Raw genomic sequence first — 14873 nt, forward strand, 5'->3', positions numbered from 1 at the left:
CCCGGGCCCGGCCGAGGCGCCCTACTTCGTCGGCAATTGCCGTTAAACTCACTGTCACGCCCGTTCGCCTGCCTACGATGAGCCAGAACGACCAGGACCCCATCACCACGCAACTGACGATGCTCAGCGACGGTCCGCTTCGCGCCGGGCCGCGCTCGGCCTGCGTGGTCATCATCCACGGTGAAGGCCTGGGCAAACGGGCCGATATCGCCGATGACCCCGTCATCGTCGGCCGCTCCCAGGATTCGGACCTGCACATCCCGCACAAGTCGGTGTCCCGGCACCACTGCGAGATCTGGCGCGACGGCGACGACTACCGCATCCGCGACCTGGACGCGACCAACCGCACCCGGGTCAACGACCAGCCCGTCACCGAATCGCTGCTTGCCGACGGCGACCACGTCACCCTCGGCGAGTCGATCCTCAAGTTCATAAGCCATTCCAGCGTCGAGGCCCGCTACCACGAAGAGGTCTACCAGCTGGCCACGCACGACGCGCTGACCGAACTCTACAACCGCCGGCACTTCGTCGAGCTGGTGGACAAGGAAATCGCCCGCGCCACCCGCCATGGCCGTCCGCTGGTGATGTGCATCATCGACGTGGACCTGTTCAAGCCGGTCAACGACCGCTTTGGCCATATCGCCGGCGACGGCGTGCTGCGCCAGCTGGCCGCGATCGTGCGCGGCTTCGTGCGCGGTGAGGACATCGCCGCGCGCATCGGCGGCGAAGAGTTCGCGGTGATGCTGCCCGAAACCGACCTCGAGGCTGCCCGCAGCTTCGCCGACCGCCTGCGCGAGGCCGTGGCCGGCGCCACCTTCGTGCTGGCCGGCGAGCCGCACCGCCTGACCATCAGCATCGGCATCGCCAGCCTGGTGCCCGGCCGCGAGGAGCGCACCGAGCTGATGAAAGCCGCCGACGCGGCCCTCTACCGGGCCAAGGACGAAGGCCGCAACCGGGTCTGCGTGGAAGCCTAGGTTCCCGCCTGGGGCACCGGCAGGAGCCACCGGTGGTGACGCAAGCGAGCGCGTGTGTTCAGGCCTGTTCCCCGCCGTAGCGCCGGGCGACGTACTGGTCGATGACGCCGACGAATTCGTCGGCGATGTTTTCGCCGCGCAGGGTCATGGCTTTCTGTCCGTCGATGAACACCGGCGCCGAAGGGGCTTCACCGGTGCCGGGCAGCGAGATGCCGATGTCGGCATGGCGCGATTCGCCCGGGCCGTTGACCACGCAGCCCATCACCGCCAGCGACAGGTCTTCGACACCGGGGTACTTGAGCTTCCAGACCGGCATCTGGCCACGCACATGTTCCTGCACCCGCTGCGCCAGCACCTGGAAAAATTCACTGGTGGTGCGGCCGCAGCCCGGGCAGGCGATGACCAGCGGGGTGAAGGCGCGCAGGCCCATCGTCTGCAGCAACTCCTGGGCCACCTGGACTTCCAGGGTGCGCGCCGCGCCGGGTTCGGGCGTCAGCGAGATGCGGATGGTGTCACCGATGCCTTCCTGCATCAGCACCGCCAGCGCGGCGCTCGACGCCACGATGCCCTTGCTGCCCATGCCGGCCTCGGTCAGGCCCAGGTGCAGCGGGAAGTCGGAACGCGAGGCCAGGTCGCGATAAACGGCGATCAGCTCCTGCACGCCGCTGACCTTGGCCGAGAGCACGATGCGTTCGCGCGCCAGGCCGATCTCGACGGCGCGTTCGGCCGACTCCAGGGCCGAAACCACCAAGGCTTCGCGCAGCACCCGGGCAGCGTCCCAGGGTTCGGCGCGGGCGGCGTTTTCGTCCATCAGGCGGGCGGCCAGGGCCTGGTCGAGCGAGCCCCAGTTGACGCCGATGCGTACCGGCTTTCCGAACTCGATGGCCTTTTCAACGATCGCCGCGAACTGGGTGTCGCGCTTTTTTCCGAAGCCGACATTGCCCGGGTTGATGCGGTACTTGGCCAGGGCCTCGGCGCAGGCCGGTTCGGCGGCCAGCAGGCGGTCGCCGTTGTAGTGGAAGTCGCCGACGATCGGCACCGGCACGTTCATCATGTCCAGCTTGTCGCGGATGCGCGGCACGGCGGCGGCGGACTCGGGGTTGTTGACCGTCACGCGCACCAGTTCGGAGCCGGCGCGCCAAAGTGCCGCCACCTGCTTCACGGTCGCGGACACGTCGGCGGTGTCGGTATTGGTCATCGACTGCACGACCACCGGGGCACCGCCGCCGATACGAACCTGACCCACCGCAACGGCGCGCGTTTCGCGCCGCGGCATGGCCTTCGCTTCACTCATGCCGGCTCGCCTTCCCGGGCCTCTGCCACGTCGGCGTCGCCGGCAGGCGACGGCAGGCGTTCCCCCAGCAGCACGTAGTCACCGGCGTTGAGCAGCACCTCGACGTCTTCGAGCAGGTCGGGTCCCTGCGCTCCGACCTCGGGGAAATAACCGGCGGTGTCATGGATCACCTCGACCCGGCTGCCCGATTCGATCGACGCGCTGCAGACGAAGCACCGGCCGGCCGTGCCGTCGATCGGGAACACCTCGACCGCTCGCTGCACCTGGCGGCTGCCGCCGTCGGCGCTGACCGCGCGCAGGGCCACGGGGCTGGATCGTCGCGATAGCAGTTCGACGCCGGCCGACAGGCTGCCATCGGTTTCGTAGCGCAGCCAGCGCATCACGCCAACCATCCAGCCGGTGTCATCGCCGTCCTCGCCAAACCCCAGGCCGACCAGCTCACCGACCTTGGCGCGGGCCTGCTCGGCGCTGTCCCAGGCCATGCGGTAGCCGCCCAGGCTCTGGTCGAGGACACGCGCGGTGAAGCGCGGCACGCGGGTCATGCTGTTACTGCCCTGGGTCCATGCCGCGCCGGCGATGACATGCACCGTGCCCTGGGCGGACTGGCGCATGAAGGTATCGAAATCGCGCTGGCCGGCCAGCAGGTAGTGCAGGCCGCTCAGGCCAAGCACGGTATCGAGCGAGTGACCGGCCGGCAGGCGGACCAGGCCACGCGCCGCCATCTGGCCGAAGGCGCGGCGCAGCCGGATAAGCAGGTCGTTGCCGACCGCGACCGACAACCCCGGCGTCGGCGACAGCTGGCCCTGGCCATCGCGCACACGCTCGAGGGCGCGGTCGACGTCGTCCGCAAACGGCGCCAGGTCCAGCCAGGCAGAGGGCGTTTGATCGGAGCCACCACCCGGGCCGCGGTCGGCGTCCTCGGGCACCCCAGGGGCGATGCCTTCGGGGGCCCGGTCGAGCAGGTTGCAGCGCGCGGCGTAACCGCGGGTGGCCGGCCACAGCGTGTCCTGTTCGGACTGCGCAAAGGCATAGGGATTCACCGAGGCCATCAGCAGCGCCTGCAGGTAAAGCGTGTGCACGTCATGGCTGCCACCGACGGCGCGGTCGTCGACCGACTTGCGCTCGAGCTTGAGCGAGCTGGCGAAACGATGCAGCCGGTGCAGGCCCTGCCAGGCGCCCGCTGGCGCCGGACGATAGACGCGCCAAGCCATGGCCAGTGCGCGAACGTAGTGCCAGGCGGACCGCTCAAGCGCGGACAGCACGTTGCCGCCGCGCAGGAAGGGAACGCTGCCCGAAGGCGCGCACAGTTCGCAGGCGGCCTGGCGATAGCCCAGCGCAAGGTCGAGGTGGAACTTGCCGGCGGACGCCGCCGCGCGGGCCTTGTCCGGTGGCAGCGGCAGGGAGCTGCTGGAGAACCCGCTTTCGAGCAGGACGATTGCTTCGAGCGCGGTGGGACGCAGCTCCTCCAGGGCGGCGAACCGTTGCCCGCCGTCCAGGCGCTGGCCGGCCAGGCCCTCCAGGGCGCGGGCGATTTCCTGCTCGGCAGCCTGCGGGTTGGCCCGTGGCAGGCCGGCGACCCAGGCCTTCACCTTTTTCGGGTCGGCCGGGAAGCGCACGGCGCCACCCACGGGGGGCGGCAGGTCCTGGCACAGTCGGCGGTAGCTCTCGCTCATTCGGATTCCTCGTGGCTGGCACAGTTTAGACCGGGCCGCGGCCCGGCCCCACCCCCCGTTGAACGGCAGCGGGTATCCTGTGGGGCCGTCCCCGGCCCGAGCCATGTCCACCCTAGCCCGCGAACGCCAGGTCCTGCGTCCTTCCCAGCTCAATGCGCTGGCGCGGGACCTGCTCGAGGGCAGCTTTGCCCAGGTCTGGGTCGAGGGGGAAATCAGCAACTTCTCCCGGCCGGCCTCGGGCCACGCCTACTTCACGCTCAAGGATGCCCGCGCCCAGGTGCGCTGTGCCTTGTTCCGGTCCAATGCCGCCCGGCTGCGTTTTGCGCCGCGCGACGGCATGCAGGTCTTGGCCCGCGGCCGGCTCACCCTGTACGAAGCGCGCGGCGACTACCAGCTGGTGCTCGACCATCTGGAGGAAGCCGGGGAAGGCGCGCTGCGCCGTGCCTTCGAGGAGCTCAAGTCCCGCCTGGCTGCGGAAGGCCTGTTCGACACCGCCCGCAAGCGGCCGCTACCGGCCTACATCCGCCGGCTGGCGGTGATCACGTCTCCGCGTGGGGCGGCCGTGCGCGACGTACTGAGCGTGCTGGGGCGACGATTCCCGCTGCTCGACACCGAGGTGCTGCCGGTGCCGGTGCAGGGCGACGGCGCCTCGGCGCAGATCCTGGACATGCTCCAGCGCGCCGGGCGAAGCGGTCGTTACGACCTGATCCTGCTCACCCGCGGCGGCGGTTCGCTCGAAGACCTGTGGGCCTTCAACGACGAGGCGCTGGCCCGGGCCATCGCCGCCTCACCGGTGCCGGTGGTAGCCGCCATCGGCCACGAGGTGGATGTCAGCCTGGCCGACTTCGCCGCCGACCTGCGCGCGCCTACGCCTTCGGCCGCCGCCGAACTGCTGGTGCCCGACCGTGGCGAGCTGATCGAACGCCTACGCCGCGACCGCCAGCGCTTCGATGCCCTGCTCGCCCGCCTGCTCGGCGCCCAGGCCCAGCGCGTGGACCAGGCCTTCCTCAAACTGCAGGCCCTGCGCCCGCAGCTAAGGCTTGAACGCGGACGCCACCGTCTCGACGCCCTGCGCCACCGGCTCGGCCAGGCCTGGCAGGCCCCGGCGTCCCGTCGCAGCGAGCGACTCGCGCGCCTGCTCAGGCGCCTGGACCAGGCCCATCCACGTCGCCGCCTGGAAGCGCACAGGCATCGCCTGGCCCTGCTCCAGCGCGCCCTGGCCGCGCTGCCGGCACGTCTGGTCGAGCCGCGCCGCCTGCAGCTGCTTGGGTTGGCTCGCGCGCTCGAGGGCGTCAGCCCGCTGGCCACCCTGGGCCGCGGTTACGCCATCGTGTTCGACCAGGATGGCCAGGTGCTTCGCCGGGCCGCCGATGCCCGCGACGGCGACCGGCTGCGGGCGCGGCTTGCCGACGGCGAACTGGCGCTGAAAGTGGAGCCGCGGCGCGACTAATCCCCGGGCTCGGACGAATGGCCCAGGAGCAGCGAGTGTGCGAATTCGACGCCGGCCGCGCGGCCGTTCTTGGCCCGGTACATCGCCTCGTCTGCGCGCCGGAGCAGGCTCTCCGAATCGTCCCCGTCCTCGGGGAAACGGGCGATGCCGATGCTGGCCCCCACCACCACCCAGTGGCCGTCGATCGGCACCGGCCGGCTGATCGCGGCCTGCACGCGCGCCGCAACCGCACGCAGCCAGTGTTCGTCGTCACCCTTCTCGACGGTGACGATCACCAGGAATTCGTCGCCGCCCATGCGCGCGACCAGGTCGCCCGGCCGCACCGAATCGCTGAGACGGCGGCCGATTTCGGCCAGCAGCAGGTCGCCCGCGGCGTGGCCGTAGGTGTCGTTGACCGGTTTGAACCCGTCGAGGTCGAAACTGAGCAGCGCGAACCGCGTATCGCCCCTGCGACCACGGGCGATCAGGCGGCCGAGGTTGTGCAGGGCAAGCCGGCGGTTCGGCAGGTTGGTCAGCGCGTCGCGGCCAGCGAGGCGGCGGATGCGCTGGCGGTCGTGAAGGATGCGCGTGGTCGCCAGCGCCGCCAGCAGGCTCAGGCCCAGGCGGGTCGGGAAACCTGGGGTCTGCCACCAGGCGCGGTTGTCCCAGCCCTCCAGCGGCACCGCCGAAATCAGCCAGCTGCCGCCTGGCAGGAAGGCCGGCACGCGCACCGCCTTGGCCGACCTCGACAATCGCGCGCCGCGGATGATGTCGCCACCCGGGCCGGCGGCATCGCGGCCGACGATACTCAGGTGCAGTTCCTTTTCCAGCGCCAGGATGCCGGCGTCGCGCATCACCCGCTCGTAGTCGAGCACCAGGCTCACCGCGCCCCACAGCCGCGGCACCCCGTCCCGCTCGACCCACAGCGGTATGCGGATGGCCAGGGCGCGGCCTCCCTGGCGCAGCTCGAAGGGTCCCGCCAGCAGCGGGCCGTCCTCGCGGATGGCGCGCAGCGTGGCCTGTTTCTGCACCGGGTCCGCGAGCAGGTCCAGGCCCAGGGCCGCTTCATTGCCTTCGTCCGGGTAAACCGAGGAAATGACGAAGCCGGGGGCGAGGCTGAGGTCGCGGATCTGCGGCTGGCCTCGCATCAGCTCGGCGGCGATGGCCTTGAACTCGTCATCGGAAATGCCTTCCTGGCGAACCACCTGCACGGCCAGGCCACGCACCAGCCCGACCTGGGCATACACCTGGGTCTCGAGCTGGGCACGGAAGTCGGAGAGTTCGCGCTGGACGCGCGACTGCCGTTCGCTCAGGTAGCGCTCCCGCTCGAGCTGGGCCGTGCTGATGCTCAGGTAGGTACCCAGCGCCAGCACCAGCAGGCCCAGGAACAGCGGTTTGCCCGGCCGCAGCCAGCCGCCCGCCGGGTCGGCACTGGCGGCGAGAAACGAATCGGTCGTGGCATCGGGCCCAGCCATTCCGGCAATGTACAACGCCTGCCCCGGGGCCGCGCGGGCGTGCTTCACCCGCCCGGGGAAAGACCGTACCCTCAGGCGATGCAGGGTGAGCCGACCGACGAGGAGTTGATGCTGGCTTTTGGCGCCGGCGACGCCGGTGCCTTCGAAACCCTCTATTCCCGGCACCGGCTGCGCCTGTTCCGGCACCTGCAGCGCCAGGTCCGCGATGCCAGCCTCGCCGAGGATCTGTTCCAGGACATCTGGCAGCGGGTCATCGCCGCCCGCGAACGCTACCGGCCCGAGGCCAGGTTCAGCACCTGGCTGCACCAGGTCGCCCACAACCGGCTTGCCGACCACTGGCGCGCCAAGTCGCACCGGCCGGACGCCCCGGAGGAGGCCCGTGAACTGGCCGAACGGCTGCCCGACCCAGATTCGCCGGAACGCCAGCTTTCCGCTTTCGAGGAGCGCCGCCGCCTGCAGCTGGCGCTCGAGGAGCTGCCGCCGGACCAGCGCGAGGTTCTGCTGCTCCGGCTGGAACAGGAACTGACCCTGGAGGAAATCGGCGAAATCACGGGCGTGGGCCGGGAAACCGTGAAATCCCGCCTGCGCTACGCCATGGACAAACTGCGCGCGAGGTTGAAGCCATGACCGGTCAACCCCGTTCCGGCCACCGGGCCGTTGGAAGGTTTGCCTATCCCAACCGGAGCCACCCCATGCGCCAGATCACCGTCACCGTTACCGCCCTTGCCCTCGCCATCGCCGCCGGCTGCGCCCATCGCGCCGACGACGGCACCGCCCGCCAGTCAGCCAGCGCCGACGCCCTGGCCGATAGCCGCGAAGAGGACCGCAGCCGCATGAAGCGTGCCGAGCTCGAGACCGTGGAGGTCACCGGCAGTCGCCTGCTGGCCTCACCGGCCGCGGCGCCGGCCGCGCCGCCCCCCGCGCCGGCCCATTACATGCCGATGCCGATGCCGCGGCCGGCGGTCGAACCCAATACCGAAAACTACGCGGCCTTCGACGACAACGGCATCCAGCGCACCGCCGAACAGCCCGTATCCACCTTCTCGATCGACGTCGACACCGGCAGCTACAGCAACGTCCGCCGCATGCTGGCGCAGGGAAATCTGCCGCCACGCGATGCGGTGCGGGTCGAGGAGATGATCAACTACTTCGACTACGGCTACCCGGCGCCCGCCGACCGTCGCCAGCCCTTCCGCGTCAGCACCGAGCTCGCGCCGGCCCCCTGGGATGACAAACGCGTGCTGATGCAGGTGGGGCTGAAGGGCTACGAAGTGCCGCGCGACCAGATCCCGGCCAGCAACCTCGTGTTCCTTATCGACACCTCTGGTTCGATGAGTTCGCCCGACAAACTGCCCCTGCTCAAGGAAAGTTTCCGCCAGCTGGTGCCGCGCCTGCGCAAGCAGGACCGGGTTTCGATCGTGGTGTATGCCGGCAGCGCCGGGCTGGTGCTGCCGCCGACCCCGGGCGACCGCCACGGCGAGATCCTGGCCGCGCTGGGCCAGCTCGAGGCCGGCGGTTCGACCAATGGCGGCGAAGGCATCGACCTGGCCTACGCGATGGCTCGCCAGGCCTACGTCGAAGGCGGCGTCAACCGCGTCATCCTGGCTACCGACGGCGACTTCAACGTTGGCATCTTCGACCCCCGCGCACTGGAAACAAAAGTCGAAGCGGGCCGCAAGGCCGGCGTCGCGCTCACCACCCTGGGATTCGGCCAGGGCAACTACAACGACGCGCTGGCGGAAAAACTCGCCGATGTCGGAGACGGCAACCACGCCTACATCGACAACCTGATGGAAGGCCGCAAGGTACTGGTCGAAGAAATGGGCTCGACCCTGCTGACCATCGCCAGCGACGTAAAGATCCAGGTCGAGTTCAACCCGGCCCAGGTCGCCGAATACCGGCTGATTGGCTACGAAAACCGCCAGCTGGCGCGCGAGGACTTCAACAACGACCAGGTGGACGCCGGTGAGATCGGCGCTGGCCACGACGTCACTGCGCTGTACGAACTTTGCCTGGTCGGCCATGGCTGCGAGTCCAGCGATGCCCTGCGCTACGGCGCGCCCAAGCCGCAGGCGGCCGGCACCGGCGAGATCGCCTTCCTGAAGCTGCGTTACAAGCAGCCGGGCGAAGCAAGCAGCGTGCTGGTCGAGCAGCCCATCCGTCGCCGGGATCTGCGTGCGCAGGCCGGCGAAGGCCTGCGTTTCGCGGCGGCGGTCGCTGCCTATGCCGACCTGCTGCGCGGGGGGCGTAACATGTCGGGCTTCAGCTGGGACCAGGTGGAAAGCCTGGCGCGTGGCGCCCGCGGCGACGACCCCTGGGGCTATCGCGGCGAGTTCCTGCAGCTGCTGGCACAGGCCCGTTCTCTGGCGCCGGCGCCCGGCCCCGACACCCACATCAGCCAGGACTGACCCATCGCGATGAAGCACCCGCAGGACCCGCGCAAGGACCCGCTCCAGGACGACGAAGTCGACCTGGCACGGGTCTTGCGCGCCCTGCCGGGCGGCGAACCGTCGCCGGGAGTGGACGCCGCCATCCTGGCGGCTGCCCGCAATGCCACCGCCGCGAGGCCATCGCATGCTCACCGCCGCCGCGGTCTTCCCACCTGGGCATTGGGCACCGCCGCCGCAGCGGTGCTGGCGGTTGGCATCGGCCTGCAGCTGCAGCCCGCGCGTGATGCCCTGCCGGACGGAGTGATGGCGGAAGCGCCGGCGTCGGCCAAGGCCACGGACGCCGAACTGGAACAGATCGAAGTCACCGGTTCGCGCCTCAAGCGCACCGAAACCGAAGAAGCCGACGCGGCCCCCGCGCTGGCCAGGCCACAGAGCGTGCCGCCCGAACCTGCACCCGCCGTTGTGGTGGACCTTGCCCCACCGCCACCGCCACCGCCGCCACCCGCTCCACCGCGCGCCGTTGCCACCGAACAACTTCGCGAAGCCACCGACGCCGCCGCACGATCCCTGGCCGATGAGGTCACGACGCGCGAGTCGTCCGCCCTGGCCGAGCGCGCGCGGATGGAGACAAGTCGCCAGGAAGCCCGCCGCGCGGCCGTGCCGGTCACGCCGCCTGCCGCGGCCCCCGTCGCCGGGTCCGCGCCCCTCCAGGAAAGCACCGATGCGGCGGCAGCCGCGTCGCCTCCGGCCTTCAGCGCCGACGACGTGCTGCCGCCGGTCGACGAGGACGCCCGCCTGAGCCCAGACGCTTGGCTCGAACGCATCCGCGACCGCATTCGCCAAGGCGACCGCGCCGGCGCCAAGGCAAGCCTGCAGCGTTTCCAACGCGCCCACCCCGACCTCAGGCTGCCGCCTGACCTGGCCGCGTTCCGGCCGTGACCGTGGCACAAACGCTTGCCGGCCCGGCCACCTTCGAGCTGGAGGCCAAACGCAGCCGTTTCCTGGCCAGGGCCGCGCCGGTGGCGTCGCCCGATGACGCGCTGGCCTTCCTGCATGAGGTCGCCGACCCACAGGCCACGCACAACTGCTGGGCCTATCGCATCGGCGCCGATTACCGGTCATCCGACGACGGTGAGCCCGGCGGCAGCGCCGGGCGGCCCATCCTCGCCGCCATCGAAGGCCAGGGCGTCGACCAGGTGATGGTGGTGGTCACGCGCTGGTATGGCGGCACCAACCTGGGCGTTGGCGGCCTGGTGCGCGCCTACGGCGGCGCCGCCGCCGAATGCCTGCGCACGGCCGCACGCCGCGACCTGGTGCCCTGGGTCGAGGCCGACCTGGCCTGCGGCTTCGAACTGGCCAATGCCGTGCACGGCCTGCTGGCCGAGTTCGGTGGCGAGAAGCTCGACGAAGCGTTCGATGAGGCCGGCCTGCGCCTGCGGGTGCGCCTGCCCGACTACACTATCGACTCCCTGGCCCGGCGCCTGCGCGACATCAGTCGAGGCGCCGCCCGCCTGCGTCCTGCCGAGACCCCGCACCCATGACCGCCACCCCGGCAGAAAAGCCGCCCGTCAATTCGCTGCGCGACCTGCTGCCCTTCGTGCGCCCACACCGCGGCCTGGTGGCGGCCTGGCTGGGTGCGCTGGCGCTGTCGTCCACCGCGACGCTGGCGCTGCCGGTGGCCGTGAAATACATGATCGACCAGGGGTTCGCCGCAGGCAGCCAGATCGATCGCTGGTTCGTGCTGCTGTTCGGCGTTGCGGTCGCGCTGGGCCTGGCAACGGCGGCGCGCTTTTATTTCGTCACCCTGCTGGGCGAGAGGGTTGTCGCCGACCTGCGCCGGGCGCTTTACGCGCACCTGCTTTCGCTCGACCAGGCCTTCTTCGAACGCACCCGCGCCGGCGAACTGCTCTCGCGGCTCTCGGCCGACGCCGAACTGCTGCGCAGCGTGGTCGGTTCGAGCATGTCGGTCGCGCTGCGCAGCGGCATCACCGTGCTGGGCAGCGCCGTGATGCTGGCGGTCACCAGCCCGCGTCTGGCGCTGTTCGTGCTTCTGGGCATCCCGCTGATCGTCCTGCCGATGGCGTTCTCCGGCCGGCGCGTGCGCAGCGTCGCCAAGGCTGCCCAGGACCGCGTCGCCGACGCCAATGCCCGCGCCGGCGAAACCCTGGGCGCGATGCATACGGTGCAAAGTTATGCCCGCGAATCGTACGAAGCCGGTCGCTTCGACCAGGCCGTGGGCCTGGCCCTGGGCGTGGCGCGCAAGCGCATCCGCCTGCAGGCGGCGCTGACGGCCATCGTCATCGTGCTGGTGTTCGGATCCATCACCGCGGTGCTTTGGGTAGGCGCCCGCGACGTCATCGCCGGCGACATGACCGCCGGCACCCTGGGCCAGTTCGTGCTGTACGCGCTTATTGGCGCGGGTTCGGTCGGCGCGCTGGCGGAGGTGTGGACCGAGGTGCAGCGCGCCGCCGGCGGCATGGCGCGCATCTCCGAACTGCTGGGGGAACGCTCCCTGCTGCCGGTGCCGGAGCAGGCCGAACCGCTGCCGACGCCGGTGCAGGGCCGCCTTTCGCTGCGCGGTGTGCGTTTCCACTACCCCACCCGCCCCGACGCGCCGGCGCTGGAGGATTTCAGCCTGGAGCTGCAGCCCGGCGAAACCGTGGCCCTGGTCGGTCCCTCGGGTGCCGGAAAGAGCACGGTGCTGCAGCTGCTGCTGCGATTCCACGACCCCGAGGCCGGTTCCATCACGCTCGACGGCCACGACCTGCGCTGCATCGCCCCGGTGGCGCTGCGGGCGCAGATCGCCCTGGTGCCGCAGGACCCGGTCATCTTCGGCACCACCGCCCGCGAAAACATCCGCTACGGCCGCCTGGATGCCACCGACGAACAGATCGAAGCCGCCGCCCGCAGCGCCGAGGCCCACGACTTCCTGGCCAGCCTGCCGCAGGGCTACGACAGCGAACTGGGCGAACGCGGCGCCCGCCTGTCCGGCGGCCAGCAGCAGCGCCTCGCGATCGCCCGCGCCCTGCTCAAGGATGCGCCGGTCCTGCTGCTCGACGAAGCCACCAGCGCACTCGACGCCCAGAGCGAACGCGCCGTGCAGCAGGCGCTGGAACGCCTGATGCGCGGCCGCACCACCCTGGTCATCGCCCACCGCCTGGCGACGGTGCTCAAGGCCGACCGCATCGTGGTGATGGACCAGGGCCGCATCGTCGCCCAGGGCACGCACGCCGAGCTGCTTGCGCGCGGCGGGCTATACGCCGACCTGGCGCGACTTCAGTTCGACCACGGGCCGGCCGCGGGCTGAGCCTGCTCCAGCGTCTGCATGAACGCCGTCGGCAGGCCATAGCGGCCCCACCAGCCACGCTGTGTGCCGGTCAGGACCCGAAGCATCTGCCCGCGTCCGCCGGGCAAACGTCCCAGGGGCAGGAAGAGCCGGTCGCGCAGCCAGGCCAGGCTATCGGCCTCGGACTGGAATACCGGCGTCAGCCAGCGGCTCCAGAACTGGTAGATCGCCACGTGCCGGCGCCGGGCGGCGCCGTAGGCGGCCAGCGCAGGTCCGACCTGCGCTGATTCGCGCAGCGCGTCGCGCAAGGCCAGGGCATCGAGCAGCGCCATGTTCACGCCCTGCCCCAGCTGCGGGCTCATCGCATGCGCGGAATCACCCAGCAGGGCCAGGCGGCCGCGAAACCAGGCGCCGGGGATGGCATCGCGGTAGCGGGCCTGCGCGAGCTGCGCGGGGTCTTCGACCGCGTCGAGCATCGGCGCCAGGTCCGGCCACAGTGCGCTTGCCCGCATTTTCCAGGCCGGCAGGCCCTCACGCGACCAGTCCGGCATGGCCGCGGCCGGCAGGCTCCAGAAGAAACTCAGGCGCGGCGCCGCATCCCCCGGGCGCGCCCCGACCGGCAGCATGCCCGCCATCTCGCGGGCCCGCCGGTAGCGCTGTCGAAGCTGGTTGCGCCAGGGCCATTCGCCTTCGGGCAGCAGGCACCACAGCGCACCCCAGGGATAAGGCCGGTCCAGCCGGGGTGCGCCGACCGCGCCGCGCAGGCAGGAAGCCGCACCGTCGGCGGCCACGATCAGGTCGTAGGGGCCGTGCCGGCCGCCCGCCGAATCGAGCAGTTCGCGGCCACCGGGCGCCAGTGCCTGGATGCGGGTGCCGACGCGCACGCCGCCGGCGCCCGGCCAGGCGTCGCGCAGCAATTCGAACAGGGCGTTGCGCTGCAGGCCCAGGCCAAACAGGCGCGGATCGAGGCCGGCGTAGGCCATGTCCATGACCGCCCGGCCGCCCTCGTTTTCGCCGTAGAGGCGATCAATCCGCCGACCCAGGCCCAGGGCCGGCGCCAGCAGGCCCAGTTGCCACAGCGCCGACAGGCCGGTGGGCTGGAGCAGGAAGCCGGCACCGACGGGGCGCAGCGCAGGCGCCTGCTCGAATACCTCGACCCGGTGGCCGTCGCGAGACAGCGCCAGCGCCGCGGCCTGGCCACCGCTGCCGTAACCGACGATGGCGATGTCGAGGTTCTTCATCGGCGTCCGCAAAAAAAGAAGCCCCGCGTGCGGCGGGGCTTCGGGTGCAGCGCTGGCTCGTGCTTCATGCCGGGACGACGTTGGCCGCCTGGGAACCCTTGGGCCCCTGGACGACTTCGAAGCTGACCCGCTGGCCTTCCTGCAGGGAACGGAAACCCTGGGAACTGATGGCCGAATAGTGCACGAACACGTCGGCGCTGCCGTCCTCGGGGGCGATGAACCCAAACCCCTTGGCGTCGTTGAACCACTTCACGGTACCGAAACTCATGTCTTGCCCTCACATGCTGTAGGAACTGTCGTGCTCCGCGTGCCGATGCCTCGGTCCCGTGCACGGCCCGATTATGAACAACAGCAAAACGACTGACAATTACCCCAGCAGGGCTTCAAACAGGCCGGGCAGGCCGGCGCTGGCGACCTCGACGTTGGCCAGCACTTCGTCGAGCGTGATTTCCGCCGCGTCGCCGCAACCCGCCGCCCAGTTGGCCACGATGGCCAGGCAGGCGTAGTCCAGGCCCAGTTCGCGGGCGAGGCCGGCCTCGGGCATGCCGGTCATGCCGACCAGGTCGCAGCCATCGCGGCGCAGGCGTGCGATTTCCGCACGGGTCTCCAGGCGCGGGCCCTGCGTCGCGCCGTAACAGCCCCCGTCCACCAGCGCCACGCCGGCCTTGTTGGCGGCCGCCAGCACGTCGGCGCGCAGCGAAGGGCTGTAGGGCTCGCCAAAGTCCACGTGCAGCACCTCGCCGCCTTCGCCGTCCCAGAAGCTGGACGTACGGCCCCAGGTGTAATCGATAAGTTGGTCCGGAAGCCCCAGCACCTGCGGGCCATAAGCGTCGGTAATGCCGCCGACGGTGTTCAACGCCAGCACGCGGCGGGCGCCTAGGTCCTTCAGGCGCCAGAGGTTGGCGCGATAGTTCACCCGGTGCGGCGGCAGTGAATGGCCTTCGCCGTGCCGGGCCAGGAAGGCCACGCGGCGACCCGCCAGCCGGCCCACGCGCACCGGCCCGGAAGGCGCGCCGTAGGGCGTGTCGCCCTCGACCGCCTGCACGTCGGCAAGCGCCGCAAGCCGGTAGAGGCCCGTGCCACCGATGACGGCCAGGTCGATTGCCGGCAT

At 70.8% G+C, this 14873-nt stretch carries 13 protein-coding genes; 7 read left to right on the top strand and 6 right to left on the bottom strand.

Going from position 1 to position 14873, the window contains the following annotated elements; genetic code table 11:
- Window positions 1-77 precede the first annotated feature (77 nt).
- Entirely contained in the window at window positions 78-974 is an 897-nt protein-coding gene (locus ACYVJH_RS04595) for a diguanylate cyclase (RefSeq protein WP_460453464.1), read from the top strand.
- A gap of 58 nt (window positions 975-1032) precedes the next feature.
- On the opposite strand, the gene ispG is transcribed toward ACYVJH_RS04595, so the two are convergent.
- Entirely contained in the window at window positions 1033-2268 is a 1236-nt protein-coding gene (ispG, locus tag ACYVJH_RS04600; protein ID WP_460453465.1) for a flavodoxin-dependent (E)-4-hydroxy-3-methylbut-2-enyl-diphosphate synthase, read from the bottom strand.
- A complete protein-coding gene (locus ACYVJH_RS04605) occupies window positions 2265-3941 on the bottom strand; it encodes a hypothetical protein (RefSeq protein WP_460453466.1) in 1677 nt (558 codons plus the stop codon). Before ACYVJH_RS04605 ends, ispG begins: the two co-directional genes overlap by 4 nt.
- Before the next feature lie 103 nt (window positions 3942-4044).
- Here ACYVJH_RS04605 and xseA point away from each other — a divergent pair, with 103 nt between their 5' ends.
- A complete protein-coding gene (gene xseA / locus ACYVJH_RS04610; protein WP_460453467.1) occupies window positions 4045-5391 on the top strand; it encodes an exodeoxyribonuclease VII large subunit in 1347 nt (448 codons plus the stop codon).
- Here the strand turns inward: xseA and ACYVJH_RS04615 are convergent.
- Complete coding sequence (locus ACYVJH_RS04615) at window positions 5388-6845, bottom strand: diguanylate cyclase domain-containing protein (RefSeq protein WP_460453468.1); 1458 nt, start codon at window positions 6843-6845, stop codon at window positions 5388-5390. The genes xseA and ACYVJH_RS04615 overlap by 4 nt on opposite strands.
- A 78-nt stretch (window positions 6846-6923) precedes the next feature.
- Here ACYVJH_RS04615 and ACYVJH_RS04620 point away from each other — a divergent pair, with 78 nt between their 5' ends.
- From ACYVJH_RS04620 to ACYVJH_RS04640, 5 genes are all read left to right on the top strand, one after another.
- Complete coding sequence (locus ACYVJH_RS04620) at window positions 6924-7472, top strand: RNA polymerase sigma factor (RefSeq protein ID WP_460453469.1); 549 nt, start codon at window positions 6924-6926, stop codon at window positions 7470-7472.
- 65 nt (window positions 7473-7537) lie between these two features.
- On the top strand, window positions 7538-9253 hold the full coding sequence (locus ACYVJH_RS04625) for a vWA domain-containing protein (RefSeq protein WP_460453470.1): 1716 nt from the start codon (window positions 7538-7540) through the stop codon (window positions 9251-9253).
- 9 nt (window positions 9254-9262) lie between these two features.
- Window positions 9263-10174 (top strand): hypothetical protein, encoded by a 912-nt coding sequence (locus tag ACYVJH_RS04630; protein ID WP_460453471.1) that lies wholly within the window; start codon window positions 9263-9265, stop codon window positions 10172-10174.
- A 2-nt stretch (window positions 10175-10176) separates the two neighbouring features.
- Window positions 10177-10776: an IMPACT family protein gene (locus tag ACYVJH_RS04635; protein ID WP_460453472.1), complete on the top strand. Its 600-nt coding sequence runs from the start codon at window positions 10177-10179 to the stop codon at window positions 10774-10776.
- Window positions 10773-12542: an ABC transporter transmembrane domain-containing protein gene (locus tag ACYVJH_RS04640; protein ID WP_460453473.1), complete on the top strand. Its 1770-nt coding sequence runs from the start codon at window positions 10773-10775 to the stop codon at window positions 12540-12542. The genes ACYVJH_RS04635 and ACYVJH_RS04640 overlap by 4 nt, the downstream gene beginning before the upstream one ends.
- Here the strand turns inward: ACYVJH_RS04640 and ACYVJH_RS04645 are convergent.
- The 3 genes from ACYVJH_RS04645 to ACYVJH_RS04655 all read right to left on the bottom strand — a co-directional run bounded on the left by ACYVJH_RS04645 (window position 12512) and on the right by ACYVJH_RS04655 (window position 14873).
- A complete protein-coding gene (locus ACYVJH_RS04645; protein WP_460453474.1) occupies window positions 12512-13762 on the bottom strand; it encodes an FAD-dependent oxidoreductase in 1251 nt (416 codons plus the stop codon). The genes ACYVJH_RS04640 and ACYVJH_RS04645 overlap by 31 nt on opposite strands.
- A 64-nt stretch (window positions 13763-13826) precedes the next feature.
- Window positions 13827-14030 (bottom strand): cold-shock protein, encoded by a 204-nt coding sequence (locus tag ACYVJH_RS04650; protein ID WP_374603695.1) that lies wholly within the window; start codon window positions 14028-14030, stop codon window positions 13827-13829.
- Between the two features lie 99 nt (window positions 14031-14129).
- A complete protein-coding gene (locus tag ACYVJH_RS04655) occupies window positions 14130-14873 on the bottom strand; it encodes an S-methyl-5'-thioinosine phosphorylase (protein ID WP_460453475.1) in 744 nt (247 codons plus the stop codon).

This window comes from Arenimonas aestuarii (assembly GCF_054781715.1).

Excerpts from the sequence above, each read along its gene's own strand:
- ACYVJH_RS04595 (WP_460453464.1), top strand. The coding sequence starts at position 78 with ATGAGCCAGAACGACCAGGACCCCATCACCACGCAACTGACGATGCTC.
- ispG (WP_460453465.1), bottom strand. The coding sequence starts at position 2,268 with ATGAGTGAAGCGAAGGCCATGCCGCGGCGCGAAACGCGCGCCGTTGCG.
- ACYVJH_RS04605 (WP_460453466.1), bottom strand. The coding sequence starts at position 3,941 with ATGAGCGAGAGCTACCGCCGACTGTGCCAGGACCTGCCGCCCCCCGTG.
- xseA (WP_460453467.1), top strand. The coding sequence starts at position 4,045 with ATGTCCACCCTAGCCCGCGAACGCCAGGTCCTGCGTCCTTCCCAGCTC.
- ACYVJH_RS04615 (WP_460453468.1), bottom strand. The coding sequence starts at position 6,845 with ATGGCTGGGCCCGATGCCACGACCGATTCGTTTCTCGCCGCCAGTGCC.
- ACYVJH_RS04620 (WP_460453469.1), top strand. The coding sequence starts at position 6,924 with ATGCAGGGTGAGCCGACCGACGAGGAGTTGATGCTGGCTTTTGGCGCC.
- ACYVJH_RS04625 (WP_460453470.1), top strand. The coding sequence starts at position 7,538 with ATGCGCCAGATCACCGTCACCGTTACCGCCCTTGCCCTCGCCATCGCC.
- ACYVJH_RS04630 (WP_460453471.1), top strand. The coding sequence starts at position 9,263 with ATGAAGCACCCGCAGGACCCGCGCAAGGACCCGCTCCAGGACGACGAA.
- ACYVJH_RS04640 (WP_460453473.1), top strand. The coding sequence starts at position 10,773 with ATGACCGCCACCCCGGCAGAAAAGCCGCCCGTCAATTCGCTGCGCGAC.
- ACYVJH_RS04645 (WP_460453474.1), bottom strand. The coding sequence starts at position 13,762 with ATGAAGAACCTCGACATCGCCATCGTCGGTTACGGCAGCGGTGGCCAG.
- ACYVJH_RS04650 (WP_374603695.1), bottom strand. The coding sequence starts at position 14,030 with ATGAGTTTCGGTACCGTGAAGTGGTTCAACGACGCCAAGGGGTTTGGG.
- ACYVJH_RS04655 (WP_460453475.1), bottom strand. The coding sequence starts at position 14,873 with ATGCCGGCAATCGACCTGGCCGTCATCGGTGGCACGGGCCTCTACCGG.